This window comes from Streptomyces sp. NPDC039424 (assembly GCF_055639495.1).
In genome coordinates, this window is sequence record NZ_JBVKAI010000001.1 from 440226 (window position 1) to 454694 (window position 14469).

Below are 14469 nucleotides of genomic sequence, written 5' to 3' on the forward strand. Positions count from 1 at the left end.
CGGCCTGGGCGCGGCACCGGGCCTTGCGGGTAAGTCAGTTGGGCTGCCCGATCGGCCGTACCACCACGGTGTTGACGTCGACGCCCGCGGGCTGCCGGATCGCCCAGACCACGGAGTCCGCGATCTGGTCGGCACTGAGGAGGTGGCCCGGCGGGAGACTGCCGTAAGCGTCCCAGAAGGGTGTCTCCACACGACCGGGGGCGATCAGGGTGACGCCGACACCGAACTCCGTGACCTGCCGGCGGGTGTTCTCGGCGAGCCCGGTCACCGCCCACTTGGTCGCCCCGTAGATGTTGCCGGGCGTGGGCACGAACCCGGCGACGCTGCCGACGAGCACGATCCGTCCGCGGGTCTCCTTCAGTGCGTCGATGGAGGCGCGGATGAGCAGGGCCGGGCCGAGGACGTTGGTGAGCACCATCTCGGTCCAGCCGGCGGGGTCGCCGTCGGCGACGGAGTCGTGGGTGGCGTGTCCGGCGTTGGCGACGACTGTATCCAATCGTCCGAACGTCTTGAGCGTACGGTCGACGGCCGACTGTATGTCGTCGTACACGGCCGCGTTGCCGACGAAGGTCAGCAGACCGTCCGGGTCGCCGAGGCTCTCGGCGAACTCCCGCAGCCTCCGCTCGCCGCGCCCGGTGACGGCGACCCGGTGTCCGGCGTCCAGCAGTTGCCGGGCGACGGCGGCGCCGATGCCGCTGCCGCCGCCGGTGATGAGTGCGACCGGAGCGTCGGTCATGATTACCCCCTGGGTGTTCGGTGACGCCCGGAGTCCATCACTTGGAGTCTTCTCGAAGTCAAGTGCGGCCGTGCGGAGGGACACGGCATCGCCGCTAGACAGGCCGTACAGCCGTGTGCACTGTGTACGCGGCCAGGAGGAACACATCCGGCCGCCGGTGCAGGCTCGCCGGGTCGGCCGGGTCGAGGAGGCGGTCCAGGGTGGCGCGGTCGTCGGCGTCGAGGCTGTCGGCGACGGCGTCGCGGACGCGGGAGAGGGACGCGGCGACATAGGCGCGGGTCCGGTCGGACGCCGGTGCGGGCAGGTCCAGCAGGAAGCTGCGGGTGCGGGTGTGCTTCAGGCCCGCGGCGGTCAGCAGGGCCGGCCAGTCCTCGGTCTCGGCGACGGAATCCGGCAGGTCGGCCCGCATGCGCGCGAACCACTCCTCCTCCAGGGCGTCGATGCGTGCCTGCAGTCCCGGCCGCCCGATGCCGATGTCCCGGGGCAGGAAGCGGGAGGGCAGGCCGCCTTCGAGCAGGGCCAGGGTGCCGCCGGGGGCCAGCCGGCCGGCGAAGGCGGCGAGGGCGGCCCGCTGGTCGCCGAGGTGGTGCAGGCTGCGGCTCGCCCACATCAGGTCGGCCGGATACTCCAACTCAGCGAGTACACCGGGGAGTTCACCCGTCAGGGTGGCGAAGCGGTCGGCGACGCCCTGGCGGTCGGCGCGGGCGGCGGCCCGCTGCAGCAGCGGCTCGGTGGCGTCCACGGCCAGGACCCGCGCGCCGGGGAAGGTCTCGGCGAACAGGCACGACACGACGCCGGGCCCGCTGCCCGCGTCGACGATCAGGCCCGGTTCCGTCACCTCCTTCGCCAGCCAGGCCATGGCCCGCTCGTAGACGGGGGTGAACAGTTCGGCCTGGGTCTCCAGCAGCTGGGCCATCTCGGCCCAGTCGATGTCGGTGTGCTCGTGGTCGTGGTGCGCCATGGTGGCCAGCCTCTCGTCGGGATGCGGCCAGCCTGCGCCGACGCACCGCCCACGGGCCAGTGAAGTTGCCACGGCCGCAAAAACGGGGCGCGTGATCCACCGGGGCCCGGCCCGTGCGGGCTCGGCCCCGGCGGATCTCCGGCGGTCCTAGGAGCGGGTCACCGGGTCAGGGCAGCGGCGGGTAGGCGTTCTGCATCAGCTGCTGGAACTGGGCGGAGAACCAGTGCCCGGACAGCGGAGCACCCGCAAGGGCGCCCGACATGCTGTTGCCGTTGCGGGCGTTGCCCGTGTACGTCGGGTCGCACATGCGGTCGAAGCCCTTGCCCTCGTCGTTCGCGATGGCGCTGCTGGAGCCGTCGGACTCGCCCGGCGGCTTCATCCACACGTAGGCGTCGATCCCGGTCGCCGGGCTGGCCTGGGGCCGTTCGCCGAGGCCGGCGCCGGACTGGTTGCACCAGTTGCCGACGTGGATGCGGCGGTCGTAGCGGCCGCCGTTGACGTAGGTGTCCACGCTGGTCAGCGCGCCGGGGCCGGTCGGGCGGGCGGTGCCGCCCCAGCCGTTGCGGGAGGTGTCGATGAGCATGCCGATCCCGGAGTTGAAGCCGACGGAGACCAGCTGGTTACGGAAGGCCTGGGCGAAGGAGAGTTCGTCGACGTAGCGGTTCCAGTCGACCCACTTGGACTGGCGTACGGAGGTGCCGTTCACCGAGTCGTTGATGGTGAAGTTGTTCTCCTTCAGGGCGCTGTAGTTGGCGGTGTTGGTGATGAAGCCGTGCACATCGTCGACAGTCGCCCCCTCGCTGGTGGCCGCCTGCTTGAACAGGGTCGCGGACGGACCGAAGTTGTCGTCCCAGCCGAGCCAGCCGTGGTGGCCCGCGTCGAGGTAGTTGTAGACGTTGGGGATGGCGCCCAGCTTGTGGAGGGCGTAGCCGACGCCCTTCACGTAGTTGCCGTTGGCGAGCATGGTGTCGCACGCGGGGGTGGCGGTGGCGCGGCTGCCGGTGTTGGTGACGAGGTTGGGCAGCGAGTCGATCTCGATCGTGGTGACGATCCTGAGTGAGGCGTACTTGGAATCGGCGAGGATCGCGGCGATCGGGTCGATGAACTGCGTCTTGTACTTGTCGATCTCGGTCGGGCCGAGTTCGCCGTTGGAGGCGAGGGCCGCGCAGTCACGCCCCGGCAGGTCGTAGACGACCAGCTGGACGACCTCTTCGCTGCTGCCCTTCTGGGCGAGGGCCGCGTCGAGGTGGGCGCGCAGCCCCATGCTCCCGCCCGCGCCGTTGATGGCGGCGATGCGGTCGAGCCAGACACCGGTGGGCTGGTTGGAGACACGGCTGCCGCCCGTCTCGGCGGCGGCCTTCGCGGACCACTCGGGGTTCACGTACACCTTGGCGCCGGCGTACGGGTTGTCGACGCGGCTTCCGGTGCCGCCGCCCCCGCCTCCACCGCCACCCCCGCTTCCGCCGTCGTCGACGTTGCAGGTGACGCCGTCGAGGGTGAAGGTGGCCGGGATCGCGTTGGTGCCGCTGTAGGAGGCGTTGAAGCCGAAGCTGACCGAACCGCCGGACGCCAGGGTGCCGTTGTAGCTCTCGTTGTTGGCGGTGACCGCGGTGCCGCTCTGGCTGATCTTCGCGTTCCAGCCGCTGGTGACCTTCTGGTTGCCGGCGTAGGACCACTTGACGGCCCAACTGGACTTCGCGGAACCGTTGTTGGTTACGGTCACGGCGGCGGTGAAGCCGGTGTCCCACTGGTTCTGCACCTTGTAGTCGACGGTGCAGGGGACGGCAAAGATACCGGCGTCCGTGGACGGGACGGACGCGAACGCCGTCCCGGAGGCCCCGGCGAGAAGCGCCAGGGCGGCGAGCATCGCTGTTCTGGTACGACTCATGAGTGCGGGTTTCCTTCTTTCGTCGCGGGGGGTTGCGGAGGTCGTCCTCGCGTTGCCGGGCTTACGGGTTGACGGCGCGCAGGTGGTCGCGCAGCCCGGCGCCGTACGCGGTGGGCGTGCCGTCGTAGCCGGAGATCAGGGACGGACCGGAAGAGCAGTCCCAGGTGTTCCAGGTCCAGCCCAGATAGGAGAGGTTCCGGTCGTCGAACCACTTCATGACCTGGTCGACGAACCCGTGCGAGCAGGTGTTCTCACCGATCTCCCCCGCCACCAGGGGCACCTGGGCGGCGACCGGGGCGAGCGTGGAGTTCCAGCAGCTTTCGCTCGCGCAGGTGTTGAAGTTGTAGACGTGGTAGGCGGCGGCGAGATTGCCGGTGGGGTCGGTGGGCTTGTACGTCAGCCACTGGCTGAGGTCGTTGGAGTAGGCGAGTCCGCCGGCCAGGATGACGTTCTTGGCGCCGGTGGATCGTATGGAGTCGACGAGATCCTGCATACCGGCGACCTCGTACGAGATGCCGGGGCAGGTGCCGCCGTCCTTCCAGCACTGCCACGCCTGGGTGGTGGTGGACGTGGCCCGGTCCGGGTACGGCTCGTTGAACAGGTCGAACACCACCGCCGGGTCGTCCTTGAAAGTGCCGGCCACGGAGGACCAGAACGACGGCGTGTACTGCATGTCGGGCATCGGCTTCTGGCAGGTGGCGTGCACGTCGGAGCAGCCGGCCGAGTTGCCCGTGTACTGGCCGTAGGACCAGTGCAGTTCGACGACCGGTGTCATGCCGTGCGCCTCCACGCGGGCCACCAGGTCCTTGACGGCGTTGACGTAGTTGGCGCCGGCGTACTCGGGTTTGATGTTGGAGAGGCCGAGCCAGCATTCCTCGTTGAGCGGGATGCGGACCGCGTTGGCCTTCCAGTCGGCGATCGCCTTGATGGCCGCGTCGTCGACGGGTCCGTCCCAGATGCCGTAGCCCTGGACGCACATGAACTCGCCGCCGGAGCGGTTCACACCGAGCAGCCGGCGCGTCCCGCCGCCGGCGTCGACGAGTTTGTTGCCGGAGACGTGCAGGGCGGGTGCCGTGCCGTTCGCCGGGGGCGGGTCGGTCGGCGTGGGCGTCGGCTCGGTGTCGACGTTGCACGTCGTCCCGTTGAGCTTGAACGCGGTCGGTACGGCGTTGCCGCCCGACCAGGTGGCCAGGAATCCGGCACTGACGCTGGCGCCGGTCCCGAGCGCGCCGTTCCAGCTCTCGTTGGCGGCGGTCACGGTGGTGCCGGACTGGGACCACTTGGCGCTCCAGCCCTGCGTGACCTTCTGACCGCTCGCGAAGTCGAAGGTGAGGCTCCAGCCGCTCAGCGCGGCCTTGTTGTTGGTGATCTTCACGGCGCCCTGGAAGCCCGTGCTCCACTGGCTGGTGACGGAGTACTCCACCGTGCACGCGGGTGTGGCTCCCTGCGCCGTGACCACCGGCACGAGCACGCTCCCGACGAGCGCGACCGCACCGGCGACGGCTAAAAGTACTGAACGCGGGGGGTGTCGCATGAGCGACTCCTTGCAGATCGGGCGCGCCGTGACGGACGCGTCGACTGATTGGAATCGCTCCCACTGGTGCGAAGGAAGGTAGCGCCAAGTACCGGCAAAGGACAGGGGCGCCGCTTGACTTTTCCTAGGCCGGATCCGTCGAATCTTTTCGACTCTTCAAGCACCTTGACCGCCCCCACCCCCGTCTCCACTATGGGAGCGCTCCCACTGGTTCAAGCCTTGACTTTTCCGAGCCGCAAGGAGGAACCAGCATGCATCCCGGACGGAGGCGCAGAGCCGCCCGAGGGTTGTGGACGGCCGTCGTCGCGGCGCTCGCCCTTCCCCTGTCGATGCTCGCCACGGGGACGACTCCCGCGCAGGCGGCGGCACTTCAGTGCAGCGTCGACTACAAGACCAACGACTGGGGCTCCGGCTTCACCGCCGACCTCACGATCACCAACCGCGGCACGGACGCCATCAGCGGCTGGACGCTGACCTACGGCTACACGGGCAACCAGAAACTCGTCAGCGGCTGGAACGGCACCTGGTCGCAGTCCGGCCAGTCGGTCACCGTGAAGAACGCCTCGTACAACGGGACGATCGCCGCCGGCGCCGCCGTGGGCACCGGCGCCCAGTTCACCTACAGCGGCAGCAACACGGCTCCGGCCTCCTTCGCGGTCAACGGCACCACCTGCGCCGGCGCGCACCAGCCGCCGGTCACCGTGCTGACCAGCCCCGCGGCGGGCGCCGTCTACACGCAAGGCGACGCGGTGCCGCTGGCGGCGACCGCGGCGGCGGCCGACAACGCGACGATCAGCAAGGTGGAGTTCTACGACGACACCACGCTGCTCGGCACGGACACGAGCGCGCCGTACTCGCTCTCGGCCTCCGGCTTGACCGTGGGCAGTCATTCGCTGGTGGCGAAAGCGTACGACAGTCTGGGCGCCTCCGCCGATTCCACGCCGGTCGGCATCACCGTCGCCTCGGGTCCCGCCCTCGTGGCCTCGCCCACGCAACTGGGCATCCAGCAGGGCAAGACAGGCACCTTCTCCGTGAAGCTGTCGACCCAGCCGAGCGCCAATGTGACGGTGGGCGTGGCCCGTACGGACGGCAACACCGGCCTCAGCGTCACCGGCGGGTCGTCGCTGACCTTCACGCCGTCCAACTGGAACACCGCGCAGACGGTGACCATCACGGCCGACTCCTCGGGCACGGGCGCCGCGACCTTCACCGCCTCGGCGACCGGGCACGCCAAGGCGACGGTGACCGTGACGGAGCTGGCGGCGTCGAAGGCGTACGACGCCCGCTTCCTGGACCTGTATGGGAAGATCACCAACCCGGCCAGTGGCTACTTCTCCCCCGAGGGCATCCCCTACCACTCGGTCGAGACGCTGATCGTCGAGGCCCCGGACCAGGGGCACGAGACCACGTCGGAGGCCTACAGCTACCTTCTCTGGCTGCAGGCGATGTACGGCAAGGTCACCGGTGACTGGTCGAAGTTCAACGGCGCCTGGGATCTGATGGAGAAGTACATGATCCCGACCCCCGCCGACCAGCCGACCAACTCCTTCTACAACGCCTCGAAGCCGGCCACGTACGCGCCCGAGCTGGACACGCCGAACGAGTATCCGGCGAAGCTGGACACGTCGGTGTCGGTCGGATCGGATCCGATCGCCGGTGAACTGAAGACCGCATACGGCACGGACGACGTCTACGGTATGCACTGGCTGCAGGACGTCGACAACGTCTACGGCTACGGCAACGAGCCCGGCAAGTGCGAGGCCGGTCCGACGGCCACCGGACCGTCGTACATCAACACCTTCCAGCGCGGCCCCCAGGAGTCGGTCTGGGAGACGGTCCCGCAGCCGACCTGCGACGCCTTCAAGTACGGCGGCACCAACGGCTACCTCGACCTGTTCACCGGCGACTCGTCCTACGCCAAGCAGTGGAAGTACACGGACGCCCCGGACGCCGACGCGCGTGCGGTGCAGGCCGCGTACTGGGCGGACGTGTGGGCGAAGGCGCAGGGCAAGGGCAGCGATGTGTCGGCCACCGTCGCCAAGGCGGCGAAGATGGGCGACTACCTGCGGTATGCGATGTACGACAAGTACTTCAAGAAAATCGGCAACTGCGTCGGGCCGTCCACCTGCGCGGCCGGTACCGGCAAGGACGCCTCGGACTACCTGCTGTCCTGGTACTACGCGTGGGGCGGCGCGACGGACACCAGCGCGGGATGGGCCTGGCGCATCGGTTCCAGCCATGTGCACGGCGGCTACCAGAACCCCCTCGCCGCGTACGCGCTCAGCTCCTACGCCGACCTGAAGCCGAAGTCGGCGACGGGTGCGGCGGACTGGAGCAAGTCGCTGCAGCGGCAGATGGAGTTCTACCAGTGGCTGCAGTCGTCCGAGGGTGCCATCGCGGGCGGCGCGACCAACAGCTGGCAGGGACGGTACGCGAGCCCGCCGTCGGGTACGTCGACCTTCTACGGCATGTACTACGACTGGCAGCCGGTCTACCACGACCCGCCGTCCAACCAGTGGTTCGGCTTCCAGGCGTGGTCGATGGAGCGGGTCGCCGAGTACTACCAGCAGACGGGGAACGCCACCGCGAAGGCGGTCCTCGACAAGTGGGTCAAGTGGGCGCTGTCCAAGACCACGGTCAACCCGGACGGCACCTATCTGATCCCCTCGACCCTGCAGTGGTCGGGCCAGCCCGACACCTGGAACGCCTCGAGTCCCGGCTCCAACAGCGGGCTTCACGTGACCGTCGCCGACTACACCAACGACGTCGGGGTGGCGGCCGCGTACGCCAAGACGCTGTCGTACTACGCCGCCAAGTCCGGTGACGCGACGGCGAAGTCGACGGCGAAGGCGCTGCTGGACGGCATGTGGAAGAACTACCAGGACAGCCTGGGCGTCGCCGTCCCGGAGACCCGGGCCGACTACAACCGCTTCGACGACGGCGTGTACGTGCCGAGCGGCTTCAGCGGCAAGATGCCGAACGGCGACACGATCAGTTCCTCGTCGACCTTCCTCTCGCTCAGGTCCTTCTACAAGAACGACCCGGCATGGTCGAAGATCGCGGGCTATCTCGCGGGCGGTGCCGCGCCGGTGTTCACGTACCACCGGTTCTGGGCCCAGGCGGACATCGCCCTGGCCATGGGTTCGTACGCGGAGCTCCTCGAATAAGTCCCCGCTGAACGCTCCGTGTACAGGATCCCGTCAACGGGCGACGGGATCTCCGGGCCGGGCGGTCCCCACCCGCACTGGGGGCCGCCCGGTCGTCACGCCCTTCTCCGTGACTCTCCCCGAAGCTCCGTGAGAGAGGACCCCCACCGTGCGAAGAACGCGCATCCTCACGGCCGTCCTGGCGCTGGCCGCCGGCCTGCTGTCGGGCACTCCGCCCGCGCTGGCCGCGAGCACCCCGAAGGTGACGCTCGCGGCCGACACCTACAGCTGGAAGAACGCCCGGATCGACGGCGGCGGCTTCGTCCCGGGCATCGTGTTCAACCGTTCCGAGAGGAATGTGGTCTACGCCCGCACGGACATCGGCGGCGCCTACCGCTGGCAGGAGTCGACGAAGACCTGGACGCCGCTGCTGGACTCGGTCGGCTGGAGCGACTGGGGCCACACGGGGGTCGTCAGCCTCGCCTCCGACTCGGTGGATCCGAACAAGGTGTATGCGGCCGTCGGTACGTACACCAACAGCTGGGATCCCGGCAACGGGGCTGTACTGCGCTCCGCCGACCGGGGTGCGAGCTGGCAGAAGGCCGACCTGCCGTTCAAGCTGGGCGGCAACATGCCCGGCCGGGGCATGGGCGAGCGGCTGGCGATCGACCCGAACAAGGACAGTGTGCTGTACCTGGGCGCGCCCAGCGGCAAGGGCCTGTGGCGGTCGACGGACTCCGGGGCGAGCTGGTCGCAGGTGACGAGCTTCCCCAATCCCGGCAACTACCAGCAGGATCCGAGCGACACGAGCAGGTATGCCAGCGACAACCAGGGCGTCGTCTGGGTCACCTTCGACGAGTTCTCGGGTACCTCGGGCAGCGCCACGAAGACGATCTACGTCGGGGTCGCGGACAAGGACAACGCGGTGTACCGGTCGACGGACGCGGGGACGACGTGGTCGCGGCTGGCGGGACAGCCGACCGGATACCTGGCGCACAAGGGTGTACTGGATACGAAGAACGGCTATCTGTACATCGCATACAGCGACAAGGGCGGTCCGTACGACGGCGGCAAGGGCCGGCTGTGGCGGTATGCGACCGCGACCGGCACCTGGACCGACATCAGTCCGGTCGCGGAGGCCGACACCTACTACGGCTTCAGCGGGCTGACGGTCGACCGGCAGCACCCGGGCACCGTCATGGCGACCGCATACAGTTCCTGGTGGCCGGACACGCAGATCTTCCGCTCCACGGACAGCGGCGCGACCTGGACGAAGGCGTGGGACTACACCTCGTATCCCAACCGCTCGAACCGGTACACCATCGACGTGTCGTCGTCCCCGTGGCTGACCTTCGGCGCCAATCCGTCGCCGCCCGAACAGTCTCCGAAACTGGGGTGGATGACGGAGTCGCTGGAGATCGATCCGTTCAACTCCGCGCGGATGATGTACGGGACGGGTGCGACGCTCTACGGGACCGAGAACCTGACGAACTGGGACAGCGGCGGCCAGTTCACCGTCAAGCCGATGGTGCAGGGCTTGGAGGAGACGGCCGTCAACGACCTGGCCTCTCCCCCGTCCGGCGGCGCGCAGCTCTTCAGCGCGCTGGGTGACATCGGCGGTTTCCGGCACACGGACCTGACGAAGGTGCCGTCGATGATGTACACCTCGCCGACCTTCACCACGACCACCGCTCTGGACTTCGCCGAGGCCAGCCCGAACACGGTGGTGCGCGTCGGCAATCTGGACTCCGGTCCGCATGTCGCGTTCTCGACCGACAACGGTGCCAACTGGTTCGCGGGCACGGACCCTTCGGGCGTGAGCGGTGGCGGCACGGTGGCGGCGGGCGCCGACGGTGGCCGGTTCGTGTGGAGTCCGGCGGGCACGGGCGTGCAGTACACGTCGGGCTTCGGCTCGTCCTGGTCGGCGTCGAGCGGGATTCCGTCCGGGGCGGTCGTCGAGTCCGACCGGGTGGACCCGAAGACGTTCTACGGCTTCAAGTCGGGGAAGTTCTACGTCAGTTCGGATGGCGGAGCCACCTTCACCGCGTCCTCGGCGACCGGGCTGCCCAGCGGCGACAGCGTGCGTTTCAAGGCCCTGCCCGGCGCCAAGGGTGACGTGTGGCTGGCGGGCGGGGCGAGCGACGGGGCGTACGGGCTGTGGCACTCCACGGACGGCGGCGCGAGTTTCGCCAAGCTGGCCGGCGTCGAGCAGGCCGACACCATCGGCTTCGGCAAGGCGGCGACGGGAGCCTCGTACCAAACGCTCTACACCAGCGCGAAGATCGGCGGGGTGCGCGGCATCTTCCGCTCGACGGACAAGGGCGCGACCTGGACCCGCATCAACGACGACACGCACCAGTGGGGTTGGACGGGCGCCGCGATCACCGGTGACCCGCGGGTGTACGGGCGGGTGTACGTGGCGACGAACGGGCGCGGGGTCGTCTACGGCGACACGTCCGACACCGGCGGAGGCGGTGGCGGTGGGGGTACGGATCCGACGCCGGCCGGTGCCTGCACGGTGACGTACAAGGTCACGAATCAGTGGTCGGACGGCTTCCAGGCCGACGTGCAGCTCACCAACACCGGGACGACCGCCTGGAGCGGCTGGTCGCTCGGCTGGTCCTTCGCGGACGGGCAGAAGATCACGCAATTGTGGAACGCCGACCACACCCAGTCGGGTGCCACGGTGACCGCTAAGAACGTCAGCTGGAACGGCACGGTGGCGGCGGGTTCGTCGGTGGGCTTCGGTTTCACCGGGAGCTGGTCGGGCGCCAACACGAAACCGGCGTCGTTCAAGCTGGGTGACCAGAGCTGCACGGTCGCCTGAGAAGGCCGGTGGGTGCGTGCCGGAGACGGCCCGCACCCACCGTCCTTCACGGGGTGTACACGGTCGGCCGGGGTGCCGTCGGCATACCGTCGCCGAGGAAGAAGCTCGGGTGCGGCGGTTGATTGTATGCAGTATTCTGCCATGCCAGTGCAGTCCGGTACTGGGTGTCGTGCAGCAGCGACGTGATCCTCGTGGTGGTCTCGTACGGGGTGGAGTAGATCCGCAGCGCCGTGTTGTCGGTGGTCGGCCAGACGACCTCCTCGCGCCAGTCGCCGAGGATGTCTCCGGACAGCGACGGGGTCGCCTTGGTGCTGTTGTTGGAGTGCACGCCGGAGCCGGTCAGCAGGCGGGTGTCGGCGGAGGTGCCGTACTTGTCGATGTGGGTGGCGTCGAGGAGTTCGCGGACGGGGTCGCCGTCCCACCCAGGACAGGAAGTTGGTGCTGGACGGCTTGCGGGTGGCCACCACCGTGCCCTTCGGGTCGCGGATGCCGCTCTCGGCCGACGACCAGGACTCGGCGCCCGCGCTGCCGGCCCAGATGTCGCCGGAGACGCCCCGGCCGTTGTCGCCGTTGGGCGCGGTGGACCAGATGATCTGGCCGGTCTTCGCGTCCGCCATCCAGGACGACGGCTTGGCGGAGTCCTCGTCGACCTTGAACTCCTCCAGGCCCGGCCGGGACGGGTCCAGGTCGCCCACGTGCAGGGCGTCGCCGTGGCCGTTCTTCGTTGTCCACAGGCCGTATCCGTTGTCGTCCACGGCCATCGACCCGTAGACGATCTCGTCCTTGCCGTCGCCGTCGACGTCCGCGACCGCGAGTTGGTGGTTGCCCTGGCTGTCGTAGCCCTTGCCGCTGTTGGTGGAGGAGTTGGTGTCGAAGGTCCAGCGGCGGGTGAAGGTGCCGCCTCGCCAGTCCCAGGCCGCGATCACGGTGCGGGTGTAGTAGCCGCGGGCCATGATCAGTGAGGGGCGGGAGCCGTCCAGGTACGCGGTGCCCGCGAGGAAGCGGTCGACGCGGTTGCCGTAGGAGTCGCCCCACGAGGAGACCGTGCCGCGCGCGGGGACGTAGTCGACGCTCTGCATCGCCTTACCGTTCTGCCCGTTGAACATGGTCAGGTACTCCGGGCCGGACAGGACGTATCCGCTGGAGTTGCGGTGGTCCGCCGACGCGCTGCCGATGACCGTGCCGGTGCCGTCGACCGTGCCGTCGGCGGTCTTCGCGGCGACCTCGGCCTTGCCGTCGCCGTCGTAGTCGTACACCTGGAACTGTGTGTAGTGGGCGCCGGAGCGGACGTTCCGGCCGAGGTCGACGCGCCACAGGCGGGTGCCGTCGAGCTTGATGCCGTCGAGGACGGTGTTGCCGGTGTAGCCGGACTGGGAGTTGTCCTTGGCGTTCGTCGGCTGCCATTTCAGGACGAGGTCGAGCCGGCCGTCGCCGTCGAGGTCGCCCACGGAGGCGTCGTTGGCCTCGTAGGTGTAGGCGACGCCGTCGGGTGTGGTGCGGCCGGCGGGCGGGCTGATGGGTACGTCCTTGTAGCCGGTGCGCAGTTGGAGGGCGTGCTCGGAGTCGGCCTGCTCCGCGCCGCCCACGATCGCGCGGACCGTGTAGTCGGCGGAGGCCGGGGCGCCGGAGTGGAAGTAGTTCGTGGAGCCGGTGATCGGGGTGGAGTTGAGCTTCGTACCGGCGCGGTAGACGTTGAAGGAGACGCTGTCCGGGTCGGTGCCGAGCCAGCGCCAGCTGATCAGGTTGCCGCTGTCGGTGTGGACGCTGACCAGGCCGCGGTCCAGCTTCTCCACCTGGCGGGCGGTGGCGGCCTCGGCGCTGCCCGGGGTGAGCGCGGTCAGTCCGGCGCCGACCAGGGCCGCCGTGGCCACCATGGCGGCGAGGACCGCGCGACGGCCACGGTTCGGGTGCGCCGGGTTGGGGCGCGCCGGGTTCGGGTGCGGGTGCTGCATGCGACGAACCTCCTGGGGGAGGGATGGGTTCGTCTCTCAGTCGCCGCCGCCCGCAGGGGAGTTGCCGGAGCGCGGTGGCGGGAAGGCCGGTGGCTTCAGGAACGAGCGCACGGTGAAGCGGGGGTCGGCGCGGGGGCGGTCCTGGTCCGGGAGGGCGGCGAGCCGCTCGGCGAACCGTTCGCTCAGCGGGTCGCCGGGCGGCAGTACGGTGAACCAGCCGCGGCGCAGGTCGGCGATGGTGCCGCTCGGGCTGCGGCCCTGTCCGAGGCCGGGGAACGAGGCCCGTCCGGCGGGGCGCAGGCCGTGCCGGGCGGCGTACGCGGTGACCGCGTCGTCGGCGTCCGGGGCGGGGCGGCGCGGGCGCGGGGCGAGGACTGCGTCGATGTCGCTGCCGACGTCGTGCGCGGCGGCCTTGTCGACGGTGGTGACGTAGACGCCGCCGGGTCTGAGGACGCGGGCGCACTCCGCGACGATGCGGTCGGCGTCGGCGGGGTCCTCGACCAGGTGCAGCAGCCACACACTGGTCACGGCGTCGAACGTGTGGTCGGGAAAGGGCAGTCGGCGGCTGTCGGCCCGGACCACCGAACCGGGCAGCCGGGCGGCGGCCATCCGGGCCATGCCCTGGGCCAGGTCCGCGCCGGTGACCCGGATGCCGGGCCTGGCCGCGGCCAGCCGCCGGGTGACGATGCCCGTACCGCAGGCGACGTCGAGGAGGCGGCGGGCGGCGTCGGGTATCAGACCGAGGACGGCGTCGGCGGCTGCCGCGGCCCGGGCCTCGCCGCCCCGCGTCGCGTCGTAGGCGTCGGCTTCCTTCTCGTAGTCGAGCACCTCGCTCAGCGCGCCCCGTGGCTGGCGGCGAGTTCCTCCACCCGGTGGGCGAGCGTGAAGTCCTTCTCGGTGACGACGCCGCCCGCGCTGTGTGTGTTCACGGTGAGGGAGACCGTGTTGTAGCCCAGCGTGAGGTCGGAGTGGTGGTCGAGTTCGTCCTGCACCTGGGCGATGTGCACGACCAGCGCCGCCGCCGCGAAGTGCGAGCCGAGCCGGTAGGCGCGGGCGATGCGGTCGCCGTCGAGCGACCAGCCGGGCAGTTCGGCGAGCAGGTCCTCGATCTCCTTCTGCGACAGCGGTTCGACGGCCATGCGCGGCTCCCTTCCTGGTGGCGGGTACCTGTTCAGCCTGCCACAGGGGGCGGTCGGGGCGCTGGTCCGGCTCCGGCCATCGGCTACCCGCTACCGGCCGCCGGTAGACGGTAGACGGTAGACGGTAGACGAATACCGAATACCGAATACCGCCTACTAACGCCTACGGCTACCGGCTACCGGCTACCGGCTACCGGCTACCGGCTACCGGCTACCGGCTACCGGCTACCGGCGAGCACACTCCGCCGCCAGATCGTCCGCCAGCGCCGCGATCCGGGCCCTGCCC

The 14469-nt window shown here is 69.7% G+C and carries 8 protein-coding genes and 1 pseudogene; 2 read left to right on the plus strand and 7 right to left on the minus strand.

The features are described from left to right. Positions 1-34: 34 nt before the first annotated feature. The 4 genes from ACZ7L0_RS02070 to ACZ7L0_RS02085 form a co-directional block, all read right to left on the minus strand. The gene (locus ACZ7L0_RS02070; protein ID WP_471240447.1) at positions 35-736 is read right to left on the minus strand and encodes an SDR family oxidoreductase; all 702 of its coding nucleotides are present in this window, start codon (positions 734-736) and stop codon (positions 35-37) included. 94 nt (positions 737-830) lie between these two features. Next, positions 831-1697 carry a class I SAM-dependent methyltransferase gene (locus ACZ7L0_RS02075; protein ID WP_471240448.1) on the minus strand — a complete coding sequence of 289 codons (867 nt, stop codon included), beginning with the start codon at positions 1695-1697 and terminating at the stop codon, positions 831-833. A gap of 166 nt (positions 1698-1863) precedes the next feature. Beyond that, positions 1864-3585: a glycoside hydrolase family 6 protein gene (locus tag ACZ7L0_RS02080; RefSeq protein WP_471240449.1), complete on the minus strand. Its 1722-nt coding sequence runs from the start codon at positions 3583-3585 to the stop codon at positions 1864-1866. A gap of 61 nt (positions 3586-3646) precedes the next feature. Next, the gene (locus ACZ7L0_RS02085) at positions 3647-5119 is read right to left on the minus strand and encodes a cellulase family glycosylhydrolase (RefSeq protein ID WP_471240450.1); all 1473 of its coding nucleotides are present in this window, start codon (positions 5117-5119) and stop codon (positions 3647-3649) included. A 251-nt stretch (positions 5120-5370) separates the two neighbouring features. Between ACZ7L0_RS02085 and ACZ7L0_RS02090 the strand changes: the two genes are divergently transcribed. Together ACZ7L0_RS02090 and ACZ7L0_RS02095 are read left to right on the plus strand one after the other, a co-directional pair. After that, positions 5371-8286 (plus strand): glycoside hydrolase family 48 protein, encoded by a 2916-nt coding sequence (locus ACZ7L0_RS02090; protein WP_471240451.1) that lies wholly within the window; start codon positions 5371-5373, stop codon positions 8284-8286. A gap of 148 nt (positions 8287-8434) precedes the next feature. Continuing rightward, positions 8435-11092 (plus strand): cellulose binding domain-containing protein, encoded by a 2658-nt coding sequence (locus ACZ7L0_RS02095; protein WP_471240452.1) that lies wholly within the window; start codon positions 8435-8437, stop codon positions 11090-11092. A gap of 46 nt (positions 11093-11138) precedes the next feature. Here the strand turns inward: ACZ7L0_RS02095 and ACZ7L0_RS02100 are convergent. From ACZ7L0_RS02100 to ACZ7L0_RS02110, 3 genes and pseudogenes are all read right to left on the minus strand, one after another. Then, positions 11139-13044: pseudogene (locus ACZ7L0_RS02100) on the minus strand (rhamnogalacturonan lyase). A 36-nt stretch (positions 13045-13080) separates the two neighbouring features. After that, entirely contained in the window at positions 13081-13872 is a 792-nt protein-coding gene (locus ACZ7L0_RS02105; RefSeq protein WP_471240453.1) for a class I SAM-dependent methyltransferase, read from the minus strand. Between the two features lie 5 nt (positions 13873-13877). Next, entirely contained in the window at positions 13878-14183 is a 306-nt protein-coding gene (locus tag ACZ7L0_RS02110; RefSeq protein ID WP_471240454.1) for a 4a-hydroxytetrahydrobiopterin dehydratase, read from the minus strand. Positions 14184-14469: the final 286 nt, after the last annotated feature.